19 protein-coding genes are annotated in these 19,025 nt (G+C 51.6%); 10 read left to right on the top strand and 9 right to left on the bottom strand.

Annotated elements, in window-relative coordinates:
* Nucleotides 1-20: 20 nt before the first annotated feature.
* Nucleotides 21-953: a fused MFS/spermidine synthase gene (locus ACO0LL_RS24845; protein ID WP_422953492.1), complete on the bottom strand. Its 933-nt coding sequence runs from the start codon at nt 951-953 to the stop codon at nt 21-23.
* A 20-nt stretch (nt 954-973) separates the two neighbouring features.
* Nucleotides 974-1,819: a hypothetical protein gene (locus tag ACO0LL_RS24840; RefSeq protein WP_422953491.1), complete on the bottom strand. Its 846-nt coding sequence runs from the start codon at nt 1,817-1,819 to the stop codon at nt 974-976.
* 248 nt (nt 1,820-2,067) lie between these two features.
* Between ACO0LL_RS24840 and ACO0LL_RS24835 the strand changes: the two genes are divergently transcribed.
* The 3 genes from ACO0LL_RS24835 (at nt 2,068) to ACO0LL_RS24825 (ending at nt 3,831) form a co-directional block, all read left to right on the top strand.
* Nucleotides 2,068-2,325, top strand: coding sequence for a hypothetical protein (locus tag ACO0LL_RS24835; RefSeq protein ID WP_422953521.1), 258 nt, complete (start codon nt 2,068-2,070; stop codon nt 2,323-2,325).
* A gap of 13 nt (nt 2,326-2,338) precedes the next feature.
* Complete coding sequence (locus tag ACO0LL_RS24830; RefSeq protein ID WP_422953490.1) at nt 2,339-3,184, top strand: PA4780 family RIO1-like protein kinase; 846 nt, start codon at nt 2,339-2,341, stop codon at nt 3,182-3,184.
* Nucleotides 3,185-3,294: 110 nt separating this feature from the next.
* Nucleotides 3,295-3,831, top strand: coding sequence for a GNAT family N-acetyltransferase (locus tag ACO0LL_RS24825; protein ID WP_422953489.1), 537 nt, complete (start codon nt 3,295-3,297; stop codon nt 3,829-3,831).
* A gap of 20 nt (nt 3,832-3,851) precedes the next feature.
* Here ACO0LL_RS24825 and ACO0LL_RS24820 read toward each other — a convergent pair whose 3' ends face one another.
* Both ACO0LL_RS24820 and fabF read right to left on the bottom strand, forming a co-directional pair.
* Complete coding sequence (locus ACO0LL_RS24820; protein ID WP_422953488.1) at nt 3,852-4,550, bottom strand: hypothetical protein; 699 nt, start codon at nt 4,548-4,550, stop codon at nt 3,852-3,854.
* A 209-nt stretch (nt 4,551-4,759) separates the two neighbouring features.
* Nucleotides 4,760-6,028 carry a beta-ketoacyl-ACP synthase II gene (gene fabF / locus ACO0LL_RS24815; protein WP_422953487.1) on the bottom strand — a complete coding sequence of 423 codons (1,269 nt, stop codon included), beginning with the start codon at nt 6,026-6,028 and terminating at the stop codon, nt 4,760-4,762.
* 158 nt (nt 6,029-6,186) lie between these two features.
* Here fabF and ACO0LL_RS24810 point away from each other — a divergent pair, with 158 nt between their 5' ends.
* Nucleotides 6,187-7,239: an AraC family transcriptional regulator ligand-binding domain-containing protein gene (locus tag ACO0LL_RS24810; RefSeq protein ID WP_422953486.1), complete on the top strand. Its 1,053-nt coding sequence runs from the start codon at nt 6,187-6,189 to the stop codon at nt 7,237-7,239.
* Nucleotides 7,240-7,326: 87 nt separating this feature from the next.
* On the opposite strand, the gene phaP is transcribed toward ACO0LL_RS24810, so the two are convergent.
* The 5 genes from phaP to ACO0LL_RS24785 all read right to left on the bottom strand — a co-directional run bounded on the left by phaP (nt 7,327) and on the right by ACO0LL_RS24785 (nt 12,049).
* Nucleotides 7,327-8,427: a TIGR01841 family phasin gene (phaP, locus tag ACO0LL_RS24805; protein ID WP_422953485.1), complete on the bottom strand. Its 1,101-nt coding sequence runs from the start codon at nt 8,425-8,427 to the stop codon at nt 7,327-7,329.
* A gap of 278 nt (nt 8,428-8,705) precedes the next feature.
* Nucleotides 8,706-9,398 carry a TorF family putative porin gene (locus ACO0LL_RS24800; protein WP_422953484.1) on the bottom strand — a complete coding sequence of 231 codons (693 nt, stop codon included), beginning with the start codon at nt 9,396-9,398 and terminating at the stop codon, nt 8,706-8,708.
* 43 nt (nt 9,399-9,441) lie between these two features.
* Entirely contained in the window at nt 9,442-10,761 is a 1,320-nt protein-coding gene (locus ACO0LL_RS24795; protein WP_422953483.1) for a S8 family peptidase, read from the bottom strand.
* The gene (locus ACO0LL_RS24790) at nt 10,758-11,450 is read right to left on the bottom strand and encodes a zf-HC2 domain-containing protein (protein ID WP_422953482.1); all 693 of its coding nucleotides are present in this window, start codon (nt 11,448-11,450) and stop codon (nt 10,758-10,760) included. The genes ACO0LL_RS24795 and ACO0LL_RS24790 overlap by 4 nt, the downstream gene beginning before the upstream one ends.
* On the bottom strand, nt 11,447-12,049 hold the full coding sequence (locus ACO0LL_RS24785) for an RNA polymerase sigma factor (protein ID WP_162059579.1): 603 nt from the start codon (nt 12,047-12,049) through the stop codon (nt 11,447-11,449). The genes ACO0LL_RS24790 and ACO0LL_RS24785 overlap by 4 nt, the downstream gene beginning before the upstream one ends.
* Nucleotides 12,050-12,522: 473 nt before the next feature.
* On the opposite strand from ACO0LL_RS24785, the gene mrtJ reads away from it, so the two are divergent.
* The 6 genes from mrtJ (at nt 12,523) to dsbD (ending at nt 19,016) form a co-directional block, all read left to right on the top strand.
* Nucleotides 12,523-12,837, top strand: coding sequence for a JDVT-CTERM system glutamic-type intramembrane protease MrtJ (gene mrtJ / locus ACO0LL_RS24780; protein ID WP_422953520.1), 315 nt, complete (start codon nt 12,523-12,525; stop codon nt 12,835-12,837).
* Nucleotides 12,838-12,864: 27 nt separating this feature from the next.
* Nucleotides 12,865-15,060, top strand: coding sequence for a choice-of-anchor D domain-containing protein (locus ACO0LL_RS24775; protein WP_422953481.1), 2,196 nt, complete (start codon nt 12,865-12,867; stop codon nt 15,058-15,060).
* A gap of 77 nt (nt 15,061-15,137) precedes the next feature.
* Nucleotides 15,138-15,638: a TlpA family protein disulfide reductase gene (locus ACO0LL_RS24770; RefSeq protein ID WP_422953480.1), complete on the top strand. Its 501-nt coding sequence runs from the start codon at nt 15,138-15,140 to the stop codon at nt 15,636-15,638.
* A complete protein-coding gene (locus ACO0LL_RS24765) occupies nt 15,635-15,874 on the top strand; it encodes a DUF4266 domain-containing protein (protein ID WP_422953479.1) in 240 nt (79 codons plus the stop codon). The genes ACO0LL_RS24770 and ACO0LL_RS24765 overlap by 4 nt, the downstream gene beginning before the upstream one ends.
* A gap of 15 nt (nt 15,875-15,889) precedes the next feature.
* Entirely contained in the window at nt 15,890-17,086 is a 1,197-nt protein-coding gene (locus ACO0LL_RS24760; protein WP_422953478.1) for a DUF3570 domain-containing protein, read from the top strand.
* A gap of 31 nt (nt 17,087-17,117) precedes the next feature.
* Nucleotides 17,118-19,016: a protein-disulfide reductase DsbD gene (gene dsbD, locus ACO0LL_RS24755; protein WP_422953477.1), complete on the top strand. Its 1,899-nt coding sequence runs from the start codon at nt 17,118-17,120 to the stop codon at nt 19,014-19,016.
* Nucleotides 19,017-19,025: the final 9 nt, after the last annotated feature.

Genomic DNA, 19,025 nt, shown 5'->3' with positions numbered 1-19,025 from the left:
GCTTACATCTTGATGTTTGCTTATTCGCCTATCTGCTTTTTCCAGTCCGCATAGTTTTGCGGGACATTGGCGTCTGGCACCATGATGGTTGACAGGCTTAGTTTGAGTGCAGCCAGTTCTTCTTCTGTATCAGCGTAATCGGCAGACAAGGGCAGGCTGAGCAGCTTGTCCTGCAATGCAGAAAATTGCAAGGATGGATGCTGGTCTGACAAAGTCTTTATCGCATGCTCATCAGCCTGGTTCAATGCACCCTTAATGGCATACACAATCAGGTTGTAGCTGTCAGGTGAACGCGTCCAGCTGACCTGGCGCGCAAACTGCTGGCGCAAGCGGCTCAGCATGCCAGTCAGGGCACTGGGTTTGCCCCAGACATTGGCAACCATGATGCCATTTGCGACCAGATTGGCATGGCAGATCGCATAAAATTCTGCCGTGTTCAAGTCCGCTACCAGGCCATTTTCGTCATAGGCATCCAGCAACAAGACATCGGCATCATAAGTATTGTCCTGCAAGTGGGTCACTGCATCGCAATGGATGACTTGCAGGCGTTCATCGTCCGGTGGCAGCATGAACAGCTCACGCATGGCGATCACGTCTGCATTGATTTCAAGCACAGTGATGCGGCAGTCTGGCAAATGGCGATAGCAATATTTGACAAGTGAGCCACCGCCCAAGCCTATCAGCAGGATATGGCGAGGCTGTGGGTGGAACATGAGCAAGCCCATGACGGTACGTGAGTAGGCACACACCAGTTCATCCGGCGCATTCAGCTTCATCGCGCTTTGCATGCACTTGGGGTTCAGGTACATGATACGCAGATTGCCATCATCGAAGTGAAAGGGGCGGCCCTCATGTACTTTTTGTATTTCTTTGAGACGGCGGATATGCTCGCGCTCAGCCGCTGGCACCTGCTTCAGGAACAGGCTGGAAAGGCTTTGCCGGGGTTTTTTCATATCCGCTCTCTTCAGTTTGGTCAGCCGGCCAGTTGGGCTTTCAGTGCTGCAATCTGGCTCAGCAATTCACTGTTTTCAGTTTGCAAGTGCATAACTTGTTGACGCAGGTTGCTGAGTTCATCTGCATTTCCAACATTGCTGCTGGCGTTGTCTTGCCTGCCTTCGATCGCTGCAGGCGCGGCGGTATCACTGGAAGCAGCGGCAACCGCCTTGGCAGGAGCTTTTTGCTCGCGTACTTTTTCCCTTACCTGACGGGCGGCTTGTTGCAATTCCTTGCGGCCACCAGCAACGGCGGCGACCTGATCTTCATTGGGTAGGGAGGCAATCGCTGCGGCCGCACTGATGGAGATGGTGCCATCGCGCACAGCCTGCACCAGCTCAGGCGCTGCCGCTTTCTGGATCTTCTCTATCTGCACCACGGCATTACTGCTGATGCCTGCGAGGCGGGCGATTTCCTGGCGGCTTTGGGTAGGTTTGACGACCGGGACAGCGACTTCGTTTTCCGCATTGTCTGATGGTGCCTGTTCTTCCTGTGCTTTCATGCGGGCCAGCACGATTTCCTTTTTACGCAAGGCCAGCATGCCGCGCTGGAAGTCAGTGACGCTGCGACGACCCAGATGGTTGTCTATCATCCACAATTGCACGTCTTCGATATTGCTGAAGTTGTCGTTTTGAACAATATTGTAGGGCAGGTTGTGGCGCTGGCAAATTGCGTAGCGGTTATGACCGTCGATCAGGATATCACCCCAGCATACCAGGGCATCACGGCAGCCTTCAGTCAGGATACTGCGTTCCAGAGCTGTAAATTCATGCTCGGTCAGGGGGTCTATATAGGCGCGCAAGGCCTCATGGATGATGATACTCATACAATAATATCCAGGCTGGAATTTTTCGGGGAAGGCGGCATTGTAGCCGAGAACAGGCGCAACACCGTTGTCAGCGGGTAGCACGTGTACAATACTGGTCTTTCGGCGTAATCTTTCAGGCAGCAAGCTGCCCTATAGAGTACGCCCATTTTATAGACTATATTCGTTATAAAGATTGCCATGGATACAATGCATCCACAGCCGCAGTTTCCAAACGCACTTCATGACAGACAGGAAAAACCAGCATGATGACCTATGAAGAATATCTGGATGAAGTCACGACTTTAATGACAGAGAGATTTGACCTTAGCGATGATGAAGCCATCAAGCATGTGATGCGTGCCCAGGCCGCCGAGTTTTTTAGCAAGCATGACGATGTTCCTGAAATGCGTACACAAGAGCGGGCAGAGCAGGATGCCAAGACGATTTATGACATGCGCAACAAGTCACGCGGTCATGCCCCAGTCAAGCTGGTAAAAACTGGCGGCAAGCCACGCAAAGCCTAAGCACGCAGACCGGATGAAAACACCAAAACGACTGCAGCCCCTGCAGGAAGAAGGTTTGATTGACGAAGTCATGCGCCAGCTCATGAGTGGCAAGGAAGCCACCGTGTATGTCGTGCGCTGCGGCGAAGAAATTCGTTGTGCCAAAGTCTATAAAGAAGCCAGTCAGCGCAGTTTTAAAAATGCTGCGTCTTACCAGGAAGGCCGCAAGGTCAAGAACAGCCGCCAGGCCCGCGCCATGGAAAAAGGCACGCGCTATGGCCGCAAGATGCAGGAAGAAGTCTGGCAAAACGCCGAAGTCGATGCCTTGTATCGCCTGGCTGCCGCCGGTGTCAAAGTCCCCAGGCCGTATATCTGCCATGAAGGCGTATTGTTAATGGATCTGGTGACAGATGCCGACGGCAATGCCGCACCCCGCCTCAACGATGTGGAATTGACGCCCGAACTGGCGCGGCAATACCACGCCCAGTTATTGCATCAGGTTGTGCTGATGTTGTGCGCTGGTGTCATCCATGGTGATTTGTCTGAATTCAATATCCTTGTTGATGAAGAAGGGCCGGTCATCATCGACCTGCCGCAGGCGATAGATGCCGCCAGCAATACCGAGGCAGGCGTCATGCTGGAACGCGATGTGAATAATCTGGCGACCTACTTCGGCCAGTTTGCACCTGAGCTCAATGGCAGCAAGTTTGGCAAAGAAATCTGGAAGCTGTTTACCGCAGGCTTGCTGACACCAGAAACCGCGTTGACCGGCATCGTTGCACAGGATACCCGTCCAGTTGATCTGGGCGCTGTCATGGAAGAGATAGAGTCCGCCATCTTTGAGGAAAAAGAACGGCAAAGGCGTTTGCTGGAGATGTAATCCTTTGCATGTTTTTGAGCGTTAATTTCCTGATTTGACAGGAACTCTTGCCCCTGATCCTTGTCCATCTTCTACATTGCTCAACAAATGCAATGGTTTAGTAAAGGGAGATGCGCATGATTAAAGGAAGTTGTTTTCACCTTCGCCACGTCAGAAAAGAAGATGTCACGACGCTGACGGATATGATGAATCACCCCGATGCCAAGGGTGATTTCTTATCTCAGGAATTGCTATTGCCAGGTGCGGCAGAGAAAAAATTTGACGATGAATCACGTTCCAAAGAGCAGTCGGAGACGTTTTTAATCATCGATGAAAACGGCAAGATGATAGGCCGTGTTTTTCATTTCAAGACTGTACCGTATTTCAATTCCCGCGAAATCGGTTATGGCATGTTCGTCAAGAACCTGCGAGGCAAAGGCATCATGACCGAGGCCGTCAAGTTGCTCAGAAATTATCTGTTCAACACGCTGCTTATCAATCGCCTGGAAATTCATATGAACGTTGATAATGTCGCTTCAGAAAAAGTGGCAATTAATTGCGGCTTCGAGAAAGAGGGGATTGCACGTGGTGCTCTTTTCACTCATGGAAAACATAGGGATATCGCGATGTATGCCTTGCTCAGAGAGGACTGGGAAAAACTGGTTTAGCCAGCTTAGCTCATCAAACTTCATTTCCTTACCGGATAAATCTTGAGTAAAGCCGTATTGATCTTGCGCATTTGCTCTGCACTGACATCCTTGCTGCACACGATGTAACGGTTCAAGCCTGCAGGCATGCCTTGTAAATCCATTTGCGTGGTCTGGCTCAGGCTTTCTTCCTTATCTTTCAGGTATTCCCAGTCTTCCCTGTCTATCAGCATATAGGATGCGCGGTTGGCTGCTACCATGCGTGCCATGATCATGGGCAAGGTAGTGCTGCGTTCGACCTTGTTTTTAGTGGTCGTGAACATGGCATCCAGTTCAGGGCCATATGACACTGCATCAACGATACCCAGCGTCAGGCTGGGGTCAGACATCAGTGATTTCAGTGTGCGATGTGCGGTCACTTGTTTGGCCGCAGCCGGGCTGACCAGCAGGGTATGCGGCGGGTCAGTATGAAAGACTTCGGAAAACTGCACCAGGGTTTCTCTCTCCGGAATACGGTACCAGCCAAATGAGCAATAATTCTTGGTGCCAGCAGAAAAATTACTCCAGATACGTTTTGCCGGTTCTTCGACAAAGCGGTGCGGAATTTGCGCGTTACTGAAGACCTGTTTGGCCCGCTCAAGCAATACGCCTTTTTCTACGCCATTTTCCAGGTATTGATGTGGCGGCTTTATACGCCAGGCAACTGTGATGGGTTCTTGTGCATATACACTTTGACTCATCGTAAAGGTACCCACTATGCACAACACGCCCGCTAACTGGTAAAGATTCATTTTATTATCGCCAGATGTTTGATTCATTCTAAGCGATCAAATGACACTGCAAGGCAATTTCAGAGCTAAATGACGGGGAAAAAGTATAATTTTTGCTTTAGAGATACATTTTTCATGTATGCCTGCATTTCAATTCTTCTTTCAACTCTTCATAAAAATCAAAATCGACGAAATACCAGACTGGCATTGACGCCACCAAAACCGAAGCCATTGGAGATGGCATAGTCCGTAGCTATTTTGCGGGCCGTTCCGGTAACTATGTCTATATCATCCGCTGCCGGATCTGGCTGTGCGAGGTTTAGTGTCGGAGGTGCCATCTGGTCACGTAAGGCAAGCACTGTGAAGATCGCTTCCACACCACCAGCTGCCCCGAGCAAATGTCCTGTCGAGGATTTTGTGGCAGATACTGCGGGGCCGCGGCCTGTTCCGAATATCGCTCTGATGGCAGCCAGCTCACTGATGTCGCCGACTGGTGTTGATGTTGCGTGGGCGTTCAAATGCCCTATCTGTCCGGGCACTAGCCCGGCTTGCCGTATCGCTAGTTCCATGGCGCGTCGGCCACCGTCGCCGTCAGCGGGCGGAGAAGTCATGTGATACGCGTCAGCGCTGGTGCCATAGCCCAGCAGCTCGGCGATTGGCGTGGCGCCACGGCGCAATGCATGTTCGAGTTCTTCAATGACCAGCATGCCAGCGCCTTCTCCCATGACAAAGCCATCACGCTCGATATCAAAGGGCCGCGATGCCTGCGTGGGATGCTCATTGAAGCTGGTGGACATGGTTCTTGCGGCAGCGAATGCGCCAAAGCTGACGCGATCTATACAGGCCTCGGCCCCGCCACACAAGGCAATATCGGCTTCACCTGCACGTATCAAGCGCGCTGCGTCGCCAATCGCCTGCGCGCTGGCGGCGCATGCGGTGACAGGTGCACCTAGCGGACCGCGAAAGCCATGGCGTATGGAAATGTGCCCGGCTGCCATATTGGCCAGAAAACTCGGGACGGTAAAAGGCGAAAGCCGTTTTGGCCCACGACCATCAGTGGTTCTCACGGCATCAACAATAGCGCCGAACCCACCCACGCCTGAGCCGACGATGGTGGCCGTTCTTTCACGTTCGCTGTCAGTGCCCGGCTGCCAGCGCGCCTGGTTCAAGGCCTCCTGCGCTGCGGCCAGGGCAAACAGGCTGAATCTGTCCATTTTCTTGTGGTCCTTGGGTTCCACGGAGAGGGCGGGGTCAAATCCCCATGGGCGGTCTGGTGACAAATCGGGTACGACGCCAGCAACTTTAGCTGCGATCCCTTCAGTGACTTCTTCAGGCAGTAAAGCCAATCCTGAATGGCCGTTCAAGAGGCGCTGCCATACAGCTTCGACGCCACAGCCTAGCGGCGACACTATACCCATGCCTGTCACTACGATTCGTCTTGTATTCACATCATGCTCCTGTTTTGATCAATGAAAATGCGCAGATTACGATAAGCAAAATACGCCATGCAGCGGCTAAGGCACACATCAGGTGTCGTAGAAATCAGAGCCTAGTATAGATTGATGGCGAAAGAAAAATTGACACATCACGCCAATGAATATGCAAAATGCGCCATAATAAAAGGACTATGACGCTATCCTGGCAAAGCACTGTTACTGTTTCAGCCCATTTCCTGCATGGCATGCTGCACTTCGTGCGCACCCACCATGGAGAAAAAGTGGCAGCGCAGGTGCTGGCGAGCGCGGCTATCCCTCAGTCTCTGCTGCAGCAGCCTGATGCGCGGCTGACGCGTCAACAGTACGTCGCGCTATACAGGACAGTCGCGGCGACACTGGATGATGAGATGCTGGGGCTGTGGTCGCGGCCCATCCGAACCGGCACGCTGAAATACCTGATGCTCAGCCTGCTGGACGCGCCAACCGTGCTGGTCGCATTGAATCGTTTTGTCCGCTTCTGGAATTTGCTGCTGGACGATTACCGGCTGCAGATTTCAACCAAAAATAATCTGGTAAGGCTGGCTCTGGTAGAAAGAACACCTGGTACGCAGGTCACGCCACTCGGGCATGAGTTGATGATGAAACTGATACATGGCATCGCATCCTGGCTGCTGGGCAGGGAGATCAACCTGCACCGTGTCGAGTTCAGCTTCGCCAGGCCCAGGCATGTGGATGACTATGCCTTCCTGTATCCCGGCGAGGTGAGCTTCGATGCTGGCATGACGAGCATTTATTTTTCTTACCAGGATTGTGCAGAGTTATTCAAACGCGAGAAGCACGAGCTATGGGCATTCCTGAAACGTGCGCCGGAAGACTGGACCTTCAGTGCATTTCATCGTGCTTCGGTGGCGGCCAAAACGCGCGAGTATCTTGAACAGCATATTGCCCAGCCAGTGACAATACAGGATCTCGCAAAGGCATTGCACACTTCCGTGCGCACATTGAACCGTCGGTTTGCAGAAGAAGGAACACATTTCCAGGCGGTGAAAGACGGGCTGCGACGCGATATTGCCGTCCACAGACTGACAAATTCAAACGTGGGAGTAGCAGCGCTCGCTTTTGATCTTGGTTTTTTTGATGCCACTGGTTTTTGCCGCGCATTCAAACATTGGACCGGTAGCAGTCCTTCTGATTATCGCAAGGGCAGCCGTCAGGATGAATAGGGCTTAGAGACAGTCAGCAGATGTGATAAAGCCGCAATGCCGATCAAAGCTGATCAGCACTGCGGCTTATTTTATTGCCTGCTCTGATTATTGGCGAACTGGCTTCTTCGCACCAGTGGCGGCGCTGGATTTTGCCTTGTAGGCTGGCTTACCGTTATTGGCTGGAAAGCCAGGTGCTTTCTTCAAATTTGGCGTGGCTGGAAATGGAAATTTCACAGCAGATTTTTTCTCAGTACTGGCGGCAGGTTTGCTGTCTGCAGGTTTGCTATCTGCTTTAGTTGCGGCTTTAGTTGCTGCGGTAGTTTCTGTCGCCTCAGTTTTTGCTGCTGGCTTTTTAGCCGGGGTAGTTTTCTTGTCCAAAGTTTTTTCTATGGTAGATGTCGTTGCTGCTGGCAATGGTTCTGCCGGCGTGACGACTGGAACGGGAGCTGGTGCAGCTTCAACTGTTGTTGTGCTGGTTTTCAAAGGTTTTTTTGCAGCTTCAGTTTTGGCTGCTTTGCTTGATTTTGCCACTACTGGTTTGGCCGTTTCTGGCTTGACTTCAGATGGTTTCGCTACAGCCGGTTTTACTTCTGCTTTCGCCGCAGGTGCTTTGGCCGCGACTTTGGCTACTGGCTTTTCTGCGACCTTGGCAACAGCTTTCGGCTTGGCAGGTGCTTTTGCCGGTTTGACTTCTGGCTCAGCCAGCAAGGTCAGTTGCTTGGTCGCTGCAATAGGTTTGGCAGCGAGTTTTTTGACCGCTGGTTTTGTAACGACTGGTTTTGTGACTACTGGTTTTGTAACGACTGGTTTTGTAACTTCGGCAGGCGCGGCTTTAAGCGCTGGCGTAGCAACGGCAACTGTAGCAACTATCTCAGCAGTACTTTGCTTGCTGACGATTTGCCACAATTCAGTGCGGGTATCGATGCTGATGGCGGCCAGTTCGCGGCCATAGGACAGGATTTTTTCAAATTGTGGCTGAGCCTGCGAGCGGCCCAAGTGCAGCAATTCTTGTGCTTGTGTGGCAGCAAGCAAATCATGGGTTACGCTATTCGCATTTTCCAGTGACTGTTTGGCAGTATTAAAATTCAGGGCGATCAGCTTTTCCAGACCGCCAAAGGCCAGTTGTGACCAGGCCTGGAAAACAGCAATTTGTTTCGCCAATTGGTTCTGGGCAGCAGATGATAATTGTTCAGTAAGCAAAGACATGAAACTCTCCAGAGTGGGGGATGAGGCAGCAATAAGCTAAAAGTCTTTAAAACGATATTCTGTTTTAAATGGCCTTAAAAAATGGCGCAATGCAGCATTATTTGTTAATAACGCATTTTAGCGCTAGCCTGCTTAATTTGTAAGCATTATTTTTGCATCGCAATATCTGCTGGTGAAATATTGCTGTATTGAAGAAAAATCAAGGGACGCTGAAAGTATGGGCCAGCTTGCTTTACTTAGTAGGAAATACGGCAAACGCGACAAATGAGGCAAATCTGTCAGAATAAATAGCTGGCGCTGAATACCAGGCTGTTGCGGGAATTGCTCTGGTACTTTCCTGTGCTGTAACTTTGCTGTGGTCTGGTGATGCCGTAAGCCAGTTGTAACTTCCAGGAAGAGAAATTGCTGCCTACGCCTATGCGCACATCCACGCGGTTGCGGTTGATCAGCCCGACTTTACCGTCTGGATAAACCAGCCAGCCTATGTGAGAAAACAGATCCAGACGCTCTTGCAACGGGTAGTCTGCATTGGCTTCCAGATACAGACTTTTGGCATTGAGGCCTACGTAATTGGGAGAGTAATAAATTCTTGCGCTGAGATTGTCGAACATCAGACCGGTAAACACCTCACCGTAATTGAGGTCGGTAGATTTGGGGACAAGTGCCGCTATAGCACCAGACTCCCAGATCAAACCGCTGCGCAGCCGTTGAGAAAATCCCGAATACAGCAAGATTTGTTCACCGTCGCTGCTATTCCCGTTCAATTTAACTTTTGAGCCGAAAGCACCCGCATACCAGCCGTCTGGCGCATCATAGACCAGGTTTAATTGCGCCACTGGCTGCTCATTACTCAGCGAAATACCGCGGTAACTATAGTCGGAAGCAAGCGTGATACTGCCACTGACTTGTGCGCATGCCTTGCCAGCAACAGCAAACATGGAAAAGACCAGGATCACGCAAAATTTAAGCAATACCATTCCTTAATGAAGATACATGGGATATATCGTATGTCTGCTAGGGTTGATGTGCTGCCGTTGCTGAAGATGGCGTCAAATGGCAGGAGCAGGCACATTTATTCGTCAGCCTGCTGAGGGTGGCGCACAGGTTGACTTGTCCACTGATATTGGCATCACCCTGGCTCACCGGATTAACCACCAGGTCAGCACGTATTTGTGCAAGGCTGGCTGATGGCTTCAGTTCACTGAGCAAGGCCATCATGCCCGAGATATGTGCAGCCGAGTACGATGAACCAGAAACAAAGCTCCAGCGTGCCCCCGGTGCCGTCGTAGGAATATCACGTCCTGGCGCAACCAGTATGTCATTCGCCAGCAATCTGGTTTTGCTGTCTGCCACCGCAAACACACCGGGATGTGAAGCCGGGAAGCCGCCATCTGCACGGTTGGGGTCCATGGCGCCGACGATTTTGATATTGCGTGAAATGGCAGCATCGAGCAATTGTTTCAGCAGGCGGTCAGCTGGGCCAGACAAACTCATGTTGATTACTTGTACACCTTGCGTCAGGGCGAAATTAAGTGCCTTGCCCAAGGTAAAGCTATTGCACCTGGTTTTATTTTCTGGCTCTTGCCAGCAGGCTCTCAGGGCCATGACATGGGTATTCGGTGCGATGCCCTCTATACCGACACCATTGCCAGCCCGCGCCGCGATAACGCCAGCCACCCCTGTGCCATGGTTTTCACCGACATAAGGATTACCATCAATGAAGTTTTGATTCAGCGAGATTTGCCCGGCCAGATCAGGGTGCTTGATTTCTACGCCACTGTCGATGACAGCAACTACCACATTGCGGCCAGTTGCAATCTTGCGTATCTCATCAAGCTGCCAGTATTTATTGGCAGGCTGGACCGGGAATAGTGGGTCACTTTTTGCTTGTGCATCAAAGGTGTTGATGGTCTGCACCCAGGCCACGCGGGCATCCTTGCTCAGGCTGGCGATGGTCTGTTCTTCAGAGATGGCGTCGCTTTCTTCCATGACAAAGCAATCCACATTCAGCACTGGCATGGGCCAGTCTTCCAGCAGTTTCAGGCCATGGGCACGTGCCAGTTCTTCAGCTATGCGGCGGCGCGCGGTGCGGCTGACATCATTGCTGTAACCGCCGCTATAACTGACATCCGGGCGAAAGTGCGGCGCAGGCAAGTGCAGCATGACCAGTATCCGGCGTTTGGCTTCAGGTTCTTTTGCTGTGTTCTGTTCCTGCTCGACGACAGTGCCTGCGCTGGCTGGCTTGGTGCCTGCTACTGCTGTCAAAGCGAGAAAAAGGCAAAGGCCAAATTTACTCAGGCTATTGGTCCAGTTTATATTCCAACGCGTTTTCATTTTGAAGCTCCCGAACCCAGGGATTCAACCAGCTCTATCCCCGCCTCAGAGCGCAGTTCCCTGATGCTTTGCTCCAGCCTGGCATCGTCGACATTGAGCAGGTAGGCATTGGTGACGGTCGGGCCATCGATGATGCGGGCGTCGTTGATGGACATGATGCGTTGTATATCTTTGACTGTGGTTTCAGGTTTGAATACAACCACAATATTACCGGAAGAACGCTCACCGTTGCCGAGTACGCGATAACTGCTGTCGTCCTGTCCGGGCAGTGCCATAAACGCGACCAGTCCGACAATGACAGCAGTTTGTGCTGCCATGACTGCCATTCCCCAACGCGCAGGAGCCTTGCCATCCGCAGTAAACAGCGTCCGCAAACCTGCCAAGAAGTTATTGGTATTTTTAACTTTGGCTGCTGGTACTTGCACATCCAGCTTTGGTAAAAGACGGGCGAGGGCTCTATCTACATTGGGAACGGTACTTGCCGCCAGTTCACCAGCCTTCAGTTTCAGTTTTAGTTCTAGTTGCGATTGCAGATCATCCTGACATGCAGTGCAGGTTTGCAAATGCGCTCGCACCAACTGCTGTTCATCAGCTTGCAGGGTATTGTTGGCATACCAGGGCAGCAAGTCCTGCACCTGACTATGGGCAGCTTCATCATGCGGATGAAGCAGGTTTGTTTTCGTGTTCATAATATTTCCTCCATGCTGTCGGAAAGCATGAATCTCAAACGCTGTCTGGCGTGGAACATCCGGGTCTTGACGGTATTGACCGGGCATTCCATGGTTTCAGCGATTTCCTTGTATCCCATCTCATGATAGTAAGTGAGGCTGACGACTACGCGTTGCTCCATGGGCAGGGCACGCAGGGCGCGGCTCAGGTCGGCATCAAGCTGCTGGGCTGACATTTGTTGTTCTGGCTCGTATCTGGTCTCTGCTGCATGATGCTCAAAATCGGATTCGACTGCTTCATCAAAACTGTTGATGGCTTTCAAGGCCTGGCGATAGGCGATCGCAAATACCCACGTGGATACGCGGGAAGTATGGTTAAAGCTGGGCGCTTTTTGCCAGACGACCAGCATTGTATCGTTGACTATTTCTTCTATCAGATGCGTATCACGTGTCATTTTGTCCAGAAACCTGGCCAGCCTGCCAAAGTACAGACGATACAAGGCCTCAAACGCCTGGCGATCGGCGTTTGCAATCAAAGTGATCAATTCAACTTCCTGCGCTTCCGGGGTATCTGGACGTTTCTTGTCAGTTTTACCTCGCCATCCCCAATTCTCAAACATGCCTGCACTCTCCTCGATTAGCTGTTAATACCTGCTCAGGTGGAAAAGGTTCATGTCGGCGTAAAAAATATTTAGCATCAGCCTGATGAGGGCTTGTTGTTTAAATGGCAGTGCTTCCTGGTCGTCCAGTCATCTGCCACATCTTGCTCAATGCAAGTGTTCGCAAATGATTGTAGCGCATCGCCATGATGATATTTTTTATCTTTTTCCTTCGTATTTTTCTCTTCAATCTGTCATCAAAAAATCGTCTGCAAATTCACAAATTGCTGATGTTTTTTTCTTGCGTCAAAAAATATTTAATTTTTCTTTGAACCAATTTCAATGATTCGCGCATTAACCGCTTGAAACAAACGAAGAGGTCTATTTTTTTCAGGTGAAGAAAATCTCTTTTAATTCACCCGCATTGCTTATCGATGAACCTTATCTCTCCTCTTTTTGTTCAGCAAGCAATGTGTGGAAATCACTTGTGGTCAGTGGACATGGCAACCCTGTTGCGGCTATTGCTGCTGGCACCGGTTCTGGAAGAGTTGGTCGTGCGTGCAGGTTTGCAGCAATACCTGATAGAGCGGTTTTATGAGCCAGGTAGTCATACAAGGTTGATGCCGGTGTTGCTGTCTGCAACGGCGTTCAGCGGCTTGCATCTAGCATCAGGCTGGACAGTAGTGTCGGCAGTTTTTTTACCGGGCTTGCTGCTTGCGATGTTGTACCAGGCGACGCGTGACTGGCGACTATGCGCACTGACCCATGCCGTATTCAATGGAATGGCTCTTGGTGTTTGCATGCAGTAAAAAATTTAATCATTGAAGGGAACTATGATGAACTTGCATTTTCGTTTTACGCGCTCGCTACGGCAGCTCAGTTTACAGGGTGTTGTGCTGGGGGCCGTGTTAATTGCTGACTTAATTGCGGGCATGTCAGCAGCTCATGCAGCAGATGCCCTGAATGGCAAAAGCCTGTACCTGAATGGCCCAACCGGCGGTGGTACCAGTTGCACCGCCTGCCATGGAGCCACTCCGGCCAATAACGTCAACGGTATTTTGCGTGGAGCGAATAATCCAACGGAAATCAGCAATGCCTTTGCCCAGAATAAAGGTGGTATGGGGAATTTATACAGAAATAAATTCACCGCAGATGAAATCGCTGACCTTGCTGCATTCATCGGTAACCCCAGCGTCGTAGCCGGGCCGATAGCCACAGTTTCACCTGCCAGTCTGGTATTTACCGGAACCACGGTAGGCCAGACCAGCACGGCATTGAGTGCTACTCTCAGCAATACCGGATCGGCAGCTTTGAATATCACTTCGATTGCGCTGACAGGCGGATCAGCCAGCGATTTTATTCTTGCTGGTGGTAGCTGCGCAGGTGGTACTTCACTGGCGCCAAGTGCCAGTTGCACTGTGTTATCTACGTTTAAACCGACCGCGCAGGGTAGCCGTACGACCAGCATCAGTATCAACCACAATGCGACCGGCGGTGTCAGTCTGGTTACGCTGAGCGGCACCGGTAATGCCGCTGCCCAGGCTGGCCTCACAGTGTCAGCCAGCAGTCTGAACTTTGGTACGTTGCTGGTGAATGCTGCGTCCGCTCTGCAGACTGTTACCATCAGCAATAGCGGCCAGGCAACCCTGAATTTCAGTTCCATTGCCTTGAGTGGCGCCAATGCAGGTATCTTTGTCCTTGGCGGCACCTGTAGTACGCAGACTGCGGTTGCCGCAGGTGGCCAGTGCACCATCACTTTACAGGCAACACCAGCCATTGCAGGTGCTTTTGCGGCAGCATTGAATATTGCCAGCAATGCCTCGAACGGCAATGCCGTCGTGAGCCTCGCGGGCAGTGCTGCGGCAGCTTCACCGGCCATTACCGCAACACCCAGTGTGTTAGCGTTTGGAGCCCAGACGGTAGCTGCTTCACCATTGACACAGCAAATCAGTTTATCCAACACCGGTAATGTCGCACTGACTTTCACATCAATCAAAATCAGCGGTGCATCTGCAATTGCGCTCGGTGCAGGTAGTACTTGTGGCAGCAGCCTCGCAGTTGGCGCGAGCTGCAATGTACCTGTGGTATTCACGCCAGCGGTCGAGGGCGATGTCAGCGCCAGCCTGGCTGTGACATCCAATGCTGCACCTTTGCAGGTAGCTATTACCGGCACTGCGACCAAACAGGCGGTTGCCAAACCGGTCTTGTCAGATATCGGCACAGTACAATTCAGTGACACCCAGGTTGGCACCATTTCTGACAAGCATACGACCACGCTGAGTAATACCGGCACTGCAGCATTGAAAATCACCAGCCTGGTCTTGAATGGCAGCCAGCTCAATGACTTTATATTGGCTGGTACTTGCAGCACAAATGCCACGCTGAGCCCGGCAGCAAGCTGCACCATCGATACCAGCTTCAAGCCTGGCAGCGCAGGTAGTAAAACTGCAAACGTCCTGGTAGTGACTGATGGTGGTGCGCAACTGAGTGTGGGGCTGACGGGCATTGGTGTAGCCATCCCTGTCAAGAATGTTACGCTGAATATCAACCCGCAATCCTTTGACTTTGGTTCTGCCACGATAGGTAGTGCCAGTCTGGTGAAACGCTTCACGCTGACTAACCCGGGCAGCGCTGCGATTGCGCTGACGAATGCTGCGTTCAGTGGTGCCTATGCAGCTGTGGTAGATAGCTCATCCTGCCCACGCTTCCCGTTCAGCCTGCAGGCAAATACCTCATGCGAACTGGTGGTCAGTTATACCCCAACAAATGCAGGTACTAATAATGGCAGTGTCGTCATCAGTTCTTCAGACACCAGTACGACCTGGAACATTGCTTTCTCAGGCACAGCCGTGAATGCGACCACACCAACTGTGACAGCCAATGCGCCAAGAAATGAAGGCGGCGGTGGTTGTTCAGTTGCCCGTGATGGCAATGATCCCATGCTGCCGGTTCTCGTCATGCTCGCTGTGGTAGTCATCATCTGGCGCAGGAAACAGGTGAAACAGGCGCGTCAGGCCAGGGTACAGGATTAATCAGTAAAGCCGGGCTGCGGTCCGGCTTTCAGGTTTAAGAACATGAAAACGATAGGGTCAGAAATATGAAATTCTCTATGAATATATACAAAAGACGCTTTGCACTGGGCATTGCTGCACTGCTCATGGCAACCTCAGCAATGGCACTGGATAAAGGTAGCACCGCCCCGGCATTTGATCTCAAGGGTGTGGAAGGCAATATTAATCTGGCCAAGTATCAGGGCAAGTTGGTGTATCTGGATTTTTGGGCTTCGTGGTGCGGCCCCTGCCGCCAGTCTTTCCCATGGATGAATGAGCTGCAATCGAAATACGGTGCACAGGGTTTGCAAATCATCGGCGTCAATCTCGATCAAAAAAATGAAGATGCCCGCCAATTTTTGACTACCACGCCAGCCCGCTTTTTGGTTGCGTTTGATCCGGTTGGTGCTACTCCCCGCAGCTATGGCGTGAAAGGCATGCCGAGTAGCGTGCTGATAGGCCCGGATGGAAAAATCATCTTTGAGCATGCCGGTTTCAAGGAAGCAGACAGGGCGGCGCTGGAAGAGAAAATAAAATCCTCATTGGGAGCAATCAAATGAAGGTCATAGTAAAGAAAACCACGACGATGTTATTGATAACCAGCGCTGTATTGGCGTTGTCTGCTTGCGGCACGATCAAACCCGTGCAGCCCTGGGAAAAAGGCAATCTGGCGAAAACAGCCATGACATTTGAAAATGACAGGCTGGAATCCCGTTATGGCGAACACATCTACACCAGCCGTGAATCAGCGTCTGGTGGTGCCGGTGTGGGTGGCGGCGGTTGTGGTTGCAATTAATCAGAGAATTTCGACATGACTAAAATTATTGAAAAAAATTCAGTTCCCCGTATTGCCTCTACCGTATCTGAAACCTTGCCTGCTTCAACTGACATGCAAACCATAGGTGCAGCCTTGCTGACTGCCGCCTTGCTATTGCCGGGTGTCGTCAAGGCCGAGACGCCGCCCGAGCATGCCAGCCTCAGCCTCAAGTATCTGAACTATGAAGAAAAGCAGGCGGGTCTGAAACGCATTACAGCAAACTCGCCTTCACTGTCACTGATTACTCCTCTAGGGGCAGACTGGTCACTCGATGCCACCCTGACTTCGGACGACGTATCTGGCGCTTCGCCGCGCTACCATACCGCGATCTCAGGCGCATCGCGCATGAATGACCAGCGCACTGCCGGTGATGTGGCGTTTACCCGTTACTTCCCGCGTGCCAGCCTGACAGTCGGTACCGCATATTCAACTGAGCATGATTACGAGTCACGTGCCTTGTCTGCAACCGGGAATTTTTCTTCAGAAGATAAAAATACCACCTGGACTGTTGGCCTGGGTGGTAGCCATGACCGCATCAATCCTACCAACCTGATCGTCAAGAACGAGACTAAAAAGACGATCAGCATCATGGCAGGTGTCACGCAGATATTGACTGCCGAAGATATCGCCCAATTGACCCTCAGTCATAGCAGGGGTGAGGGATATTTCTCTGACCCTTACAAGGCGCTGGATCGCAGGCCTAGGGAGCGTAACCAGACTACCCTGTTAGCTCGCTGGAACCACCACTTCCTGGGCACGGGTGGCACAGGCCGCTTCAGCTATCGCTATTACAGCGACACTTACGATGTCAAAGCACATACCCTGACGGCAGAATATGTACAGCCATTTTCTCAAGGCTGGACAATCACACCATCGCTACGTGTGTATAGCCAAAGTGCGGCCAGTTTCTATTTTGACCCTGTCTATGATGCGCAACTCGATGCACCTTTCCCGCCTGGATATCAGTTCGCTTCTACCCAGCTTACTTCTGCTGACCAGCGCTTGTCGGGTTTTGGCGCATTGACTTTTGGCTTCAAGCTCAGCAAGCAATTGACCAGTGACTGGACCGTAGATATCAAGCTGGAAAATTATGAGCAGCGCGGTAGCTGGCGACTATTCCACAAAGGTAGTCCGGGTCTTGCAGCGCTGAAGGCGCAAAGCATACAACTGGGTATCAGCAAGCAGTGGTAGCAGTCTTGCTGCTAAAAAAACAGGAGTTCATATGAAGCAGTATTTTTATAAATTATTTTCTGCCTTGCGGCTGTTGTCGCTATTGCCGGTGTCGTTGCTAATGTTGATAGCAACTCTATTGCATCCGCTTGCCCATGCCGATGATTTTCTGGAGCCGGAACGTGCATTCCAGTTGCAGGCAGAGTTGCGCGATGTCAGTGGGGCGAAAACCCTGGTACTCTCATGGGCCATCGCCAAGGATTATCATCTGTACAAAGAGCGCCTGAGCTTCAATGCGCTAGAGCAGGGTATCATTCTTGCCGAACCTCGCTTGCCGGATGGCATACGCAAATTCGATACTACATTCAACAAGGAAGTTGAAACCTATAACGATAAACTCGTGGTGGAATTGCCCGTCACCAAAGCGGACAAGGTCTTCACTTTGAAGGTAGGCTATCAGGGCTGTGCCGATGCAGGGCTGTGTTATCCGCCTGCAGAACAGCATTACAAGGTGGATACCTCTGTACCTGGCAAGTTGAGTATTGTGCCAGCAGACCAGCTCACGCAAGTCGCCACCACCACAGCTACGCCACCTGCGCCTGTCGCTGCCAAAGATGCCGTGCATGCAGAAGATGACAGCTCGCTGGCACAACGCACATTGCAAAGTGGCAGCCTGTGGCGCATAGGCCTGGCCTTCCTGGTATTTGGTTTGCTGCTGTCTTTTACTCCATGCGTATTGCCCATGGTGCCTATCCTGTCATCCATCATCGTGGGTGAGGGCAATGTATCGCGTGGTCGCGGCTTCATGCTGGCTCTGTCGTATTGTCTGGGCATGGCCATGATTTATACCTTGCTGGGCGTCGCAGCAGGACTGGCTGGTGAAGGCTTGGCCGGAGCCTTGCAAAAACCCTGGGTCTTACTGACGTTTGGTGCCTTGCTGGTTGGACTTGCCTTGTCCATGTTTGATGTCTATCAATTGCAATTGCCGGGCGCTCTGCAAAGCCGCCTGAGCCAGACCAGTGGCAACATCAGTGGTGGTAAATTTATTGGCGTATTCATCATGGGGGCTTTGTCAGCTCTGATCGTCGGCCCTTGTGTGGCTGGCCCGCTGGCCGGTGCCTTGTTGTACATCAGCCAGACCCGCAATGTCATGATCGGTGCCTGGGCGCTGTTTTCCATGGCAGCAGGCATGAGCGTGCCTTTGCTGTTGACGGGTATCTCTGCTGGTAGCCTGCTGCCGCGAGCTGGTGCCTGGATGAACCATGTCAAGAAACTGTTTGGCCTGCTGTTGATTGCTGTCGCCATCTGGATGGTGTCGCCGGTATTCCCTGTTACTGTCATGATGGCTGTCTGGGGCGCTTACGCCATACTCTGCGCGGTCTTCCTGCATGTGTTTGATCCTGTACCAGCAGGAGCTAAATTGCGTCTTTACCTTGCCCGGGCCCTGGGTATCACCTTCATGCTGGTGGGGATGTTTGAATTGATAGGTGCCGCCAGCAATGGTAAAGATGCCTTGCAACCTTTGGCACATTTGCGCGTTACAGAGAATAGCGGCGGACAATTGGCCGCTGGCGACGCAAAAAACCATAGCGACAATAAATTCACACGCATACAAAGCGTAGCTGAGCTTGAAGCCACTCTGGCGAATGCAGACGCTCCAATGTTGCTGGATTTTTATGCGGACTGGTGCGTGTCCTGCAAGGAGATGGAGAGGTTTACTTTTTCAGAACCCAAGGTCAGCGCCCAGCTCAAACAACTGCGCTTGTTGCAAGTGGATGTAACCGCCAACAGCGATATGCAAAAAGCCCTGATGAAACGTTTCTCCCTGTTTGGTCCGCCAGGCATTATCCTGTTTGACCGTAATGGCAAAGAAGTGCCAGACAGCCGCATCATAGGCTACCTCGAACCTGAGCGTTTCATCGCTCACCTGTCACGTCATTTTGCATTGTAATTCATACTA

Origin of the sequence: Undibacterium sp. TC4M20W (genome assembly GCF_049340245.1) — a bacterium.
Taxonomy (GTDB): Bacteria; Pseudomonadota; Gammaproteobacteria; order Burkholderiales; family Burkholderiaceae_D; genus Undibacterium.
The sequence above is the reverse complement of the archived record's forward strand: the minus strand, read 5'-3'. Positions and strand labels throughout refer to the sequence as shown.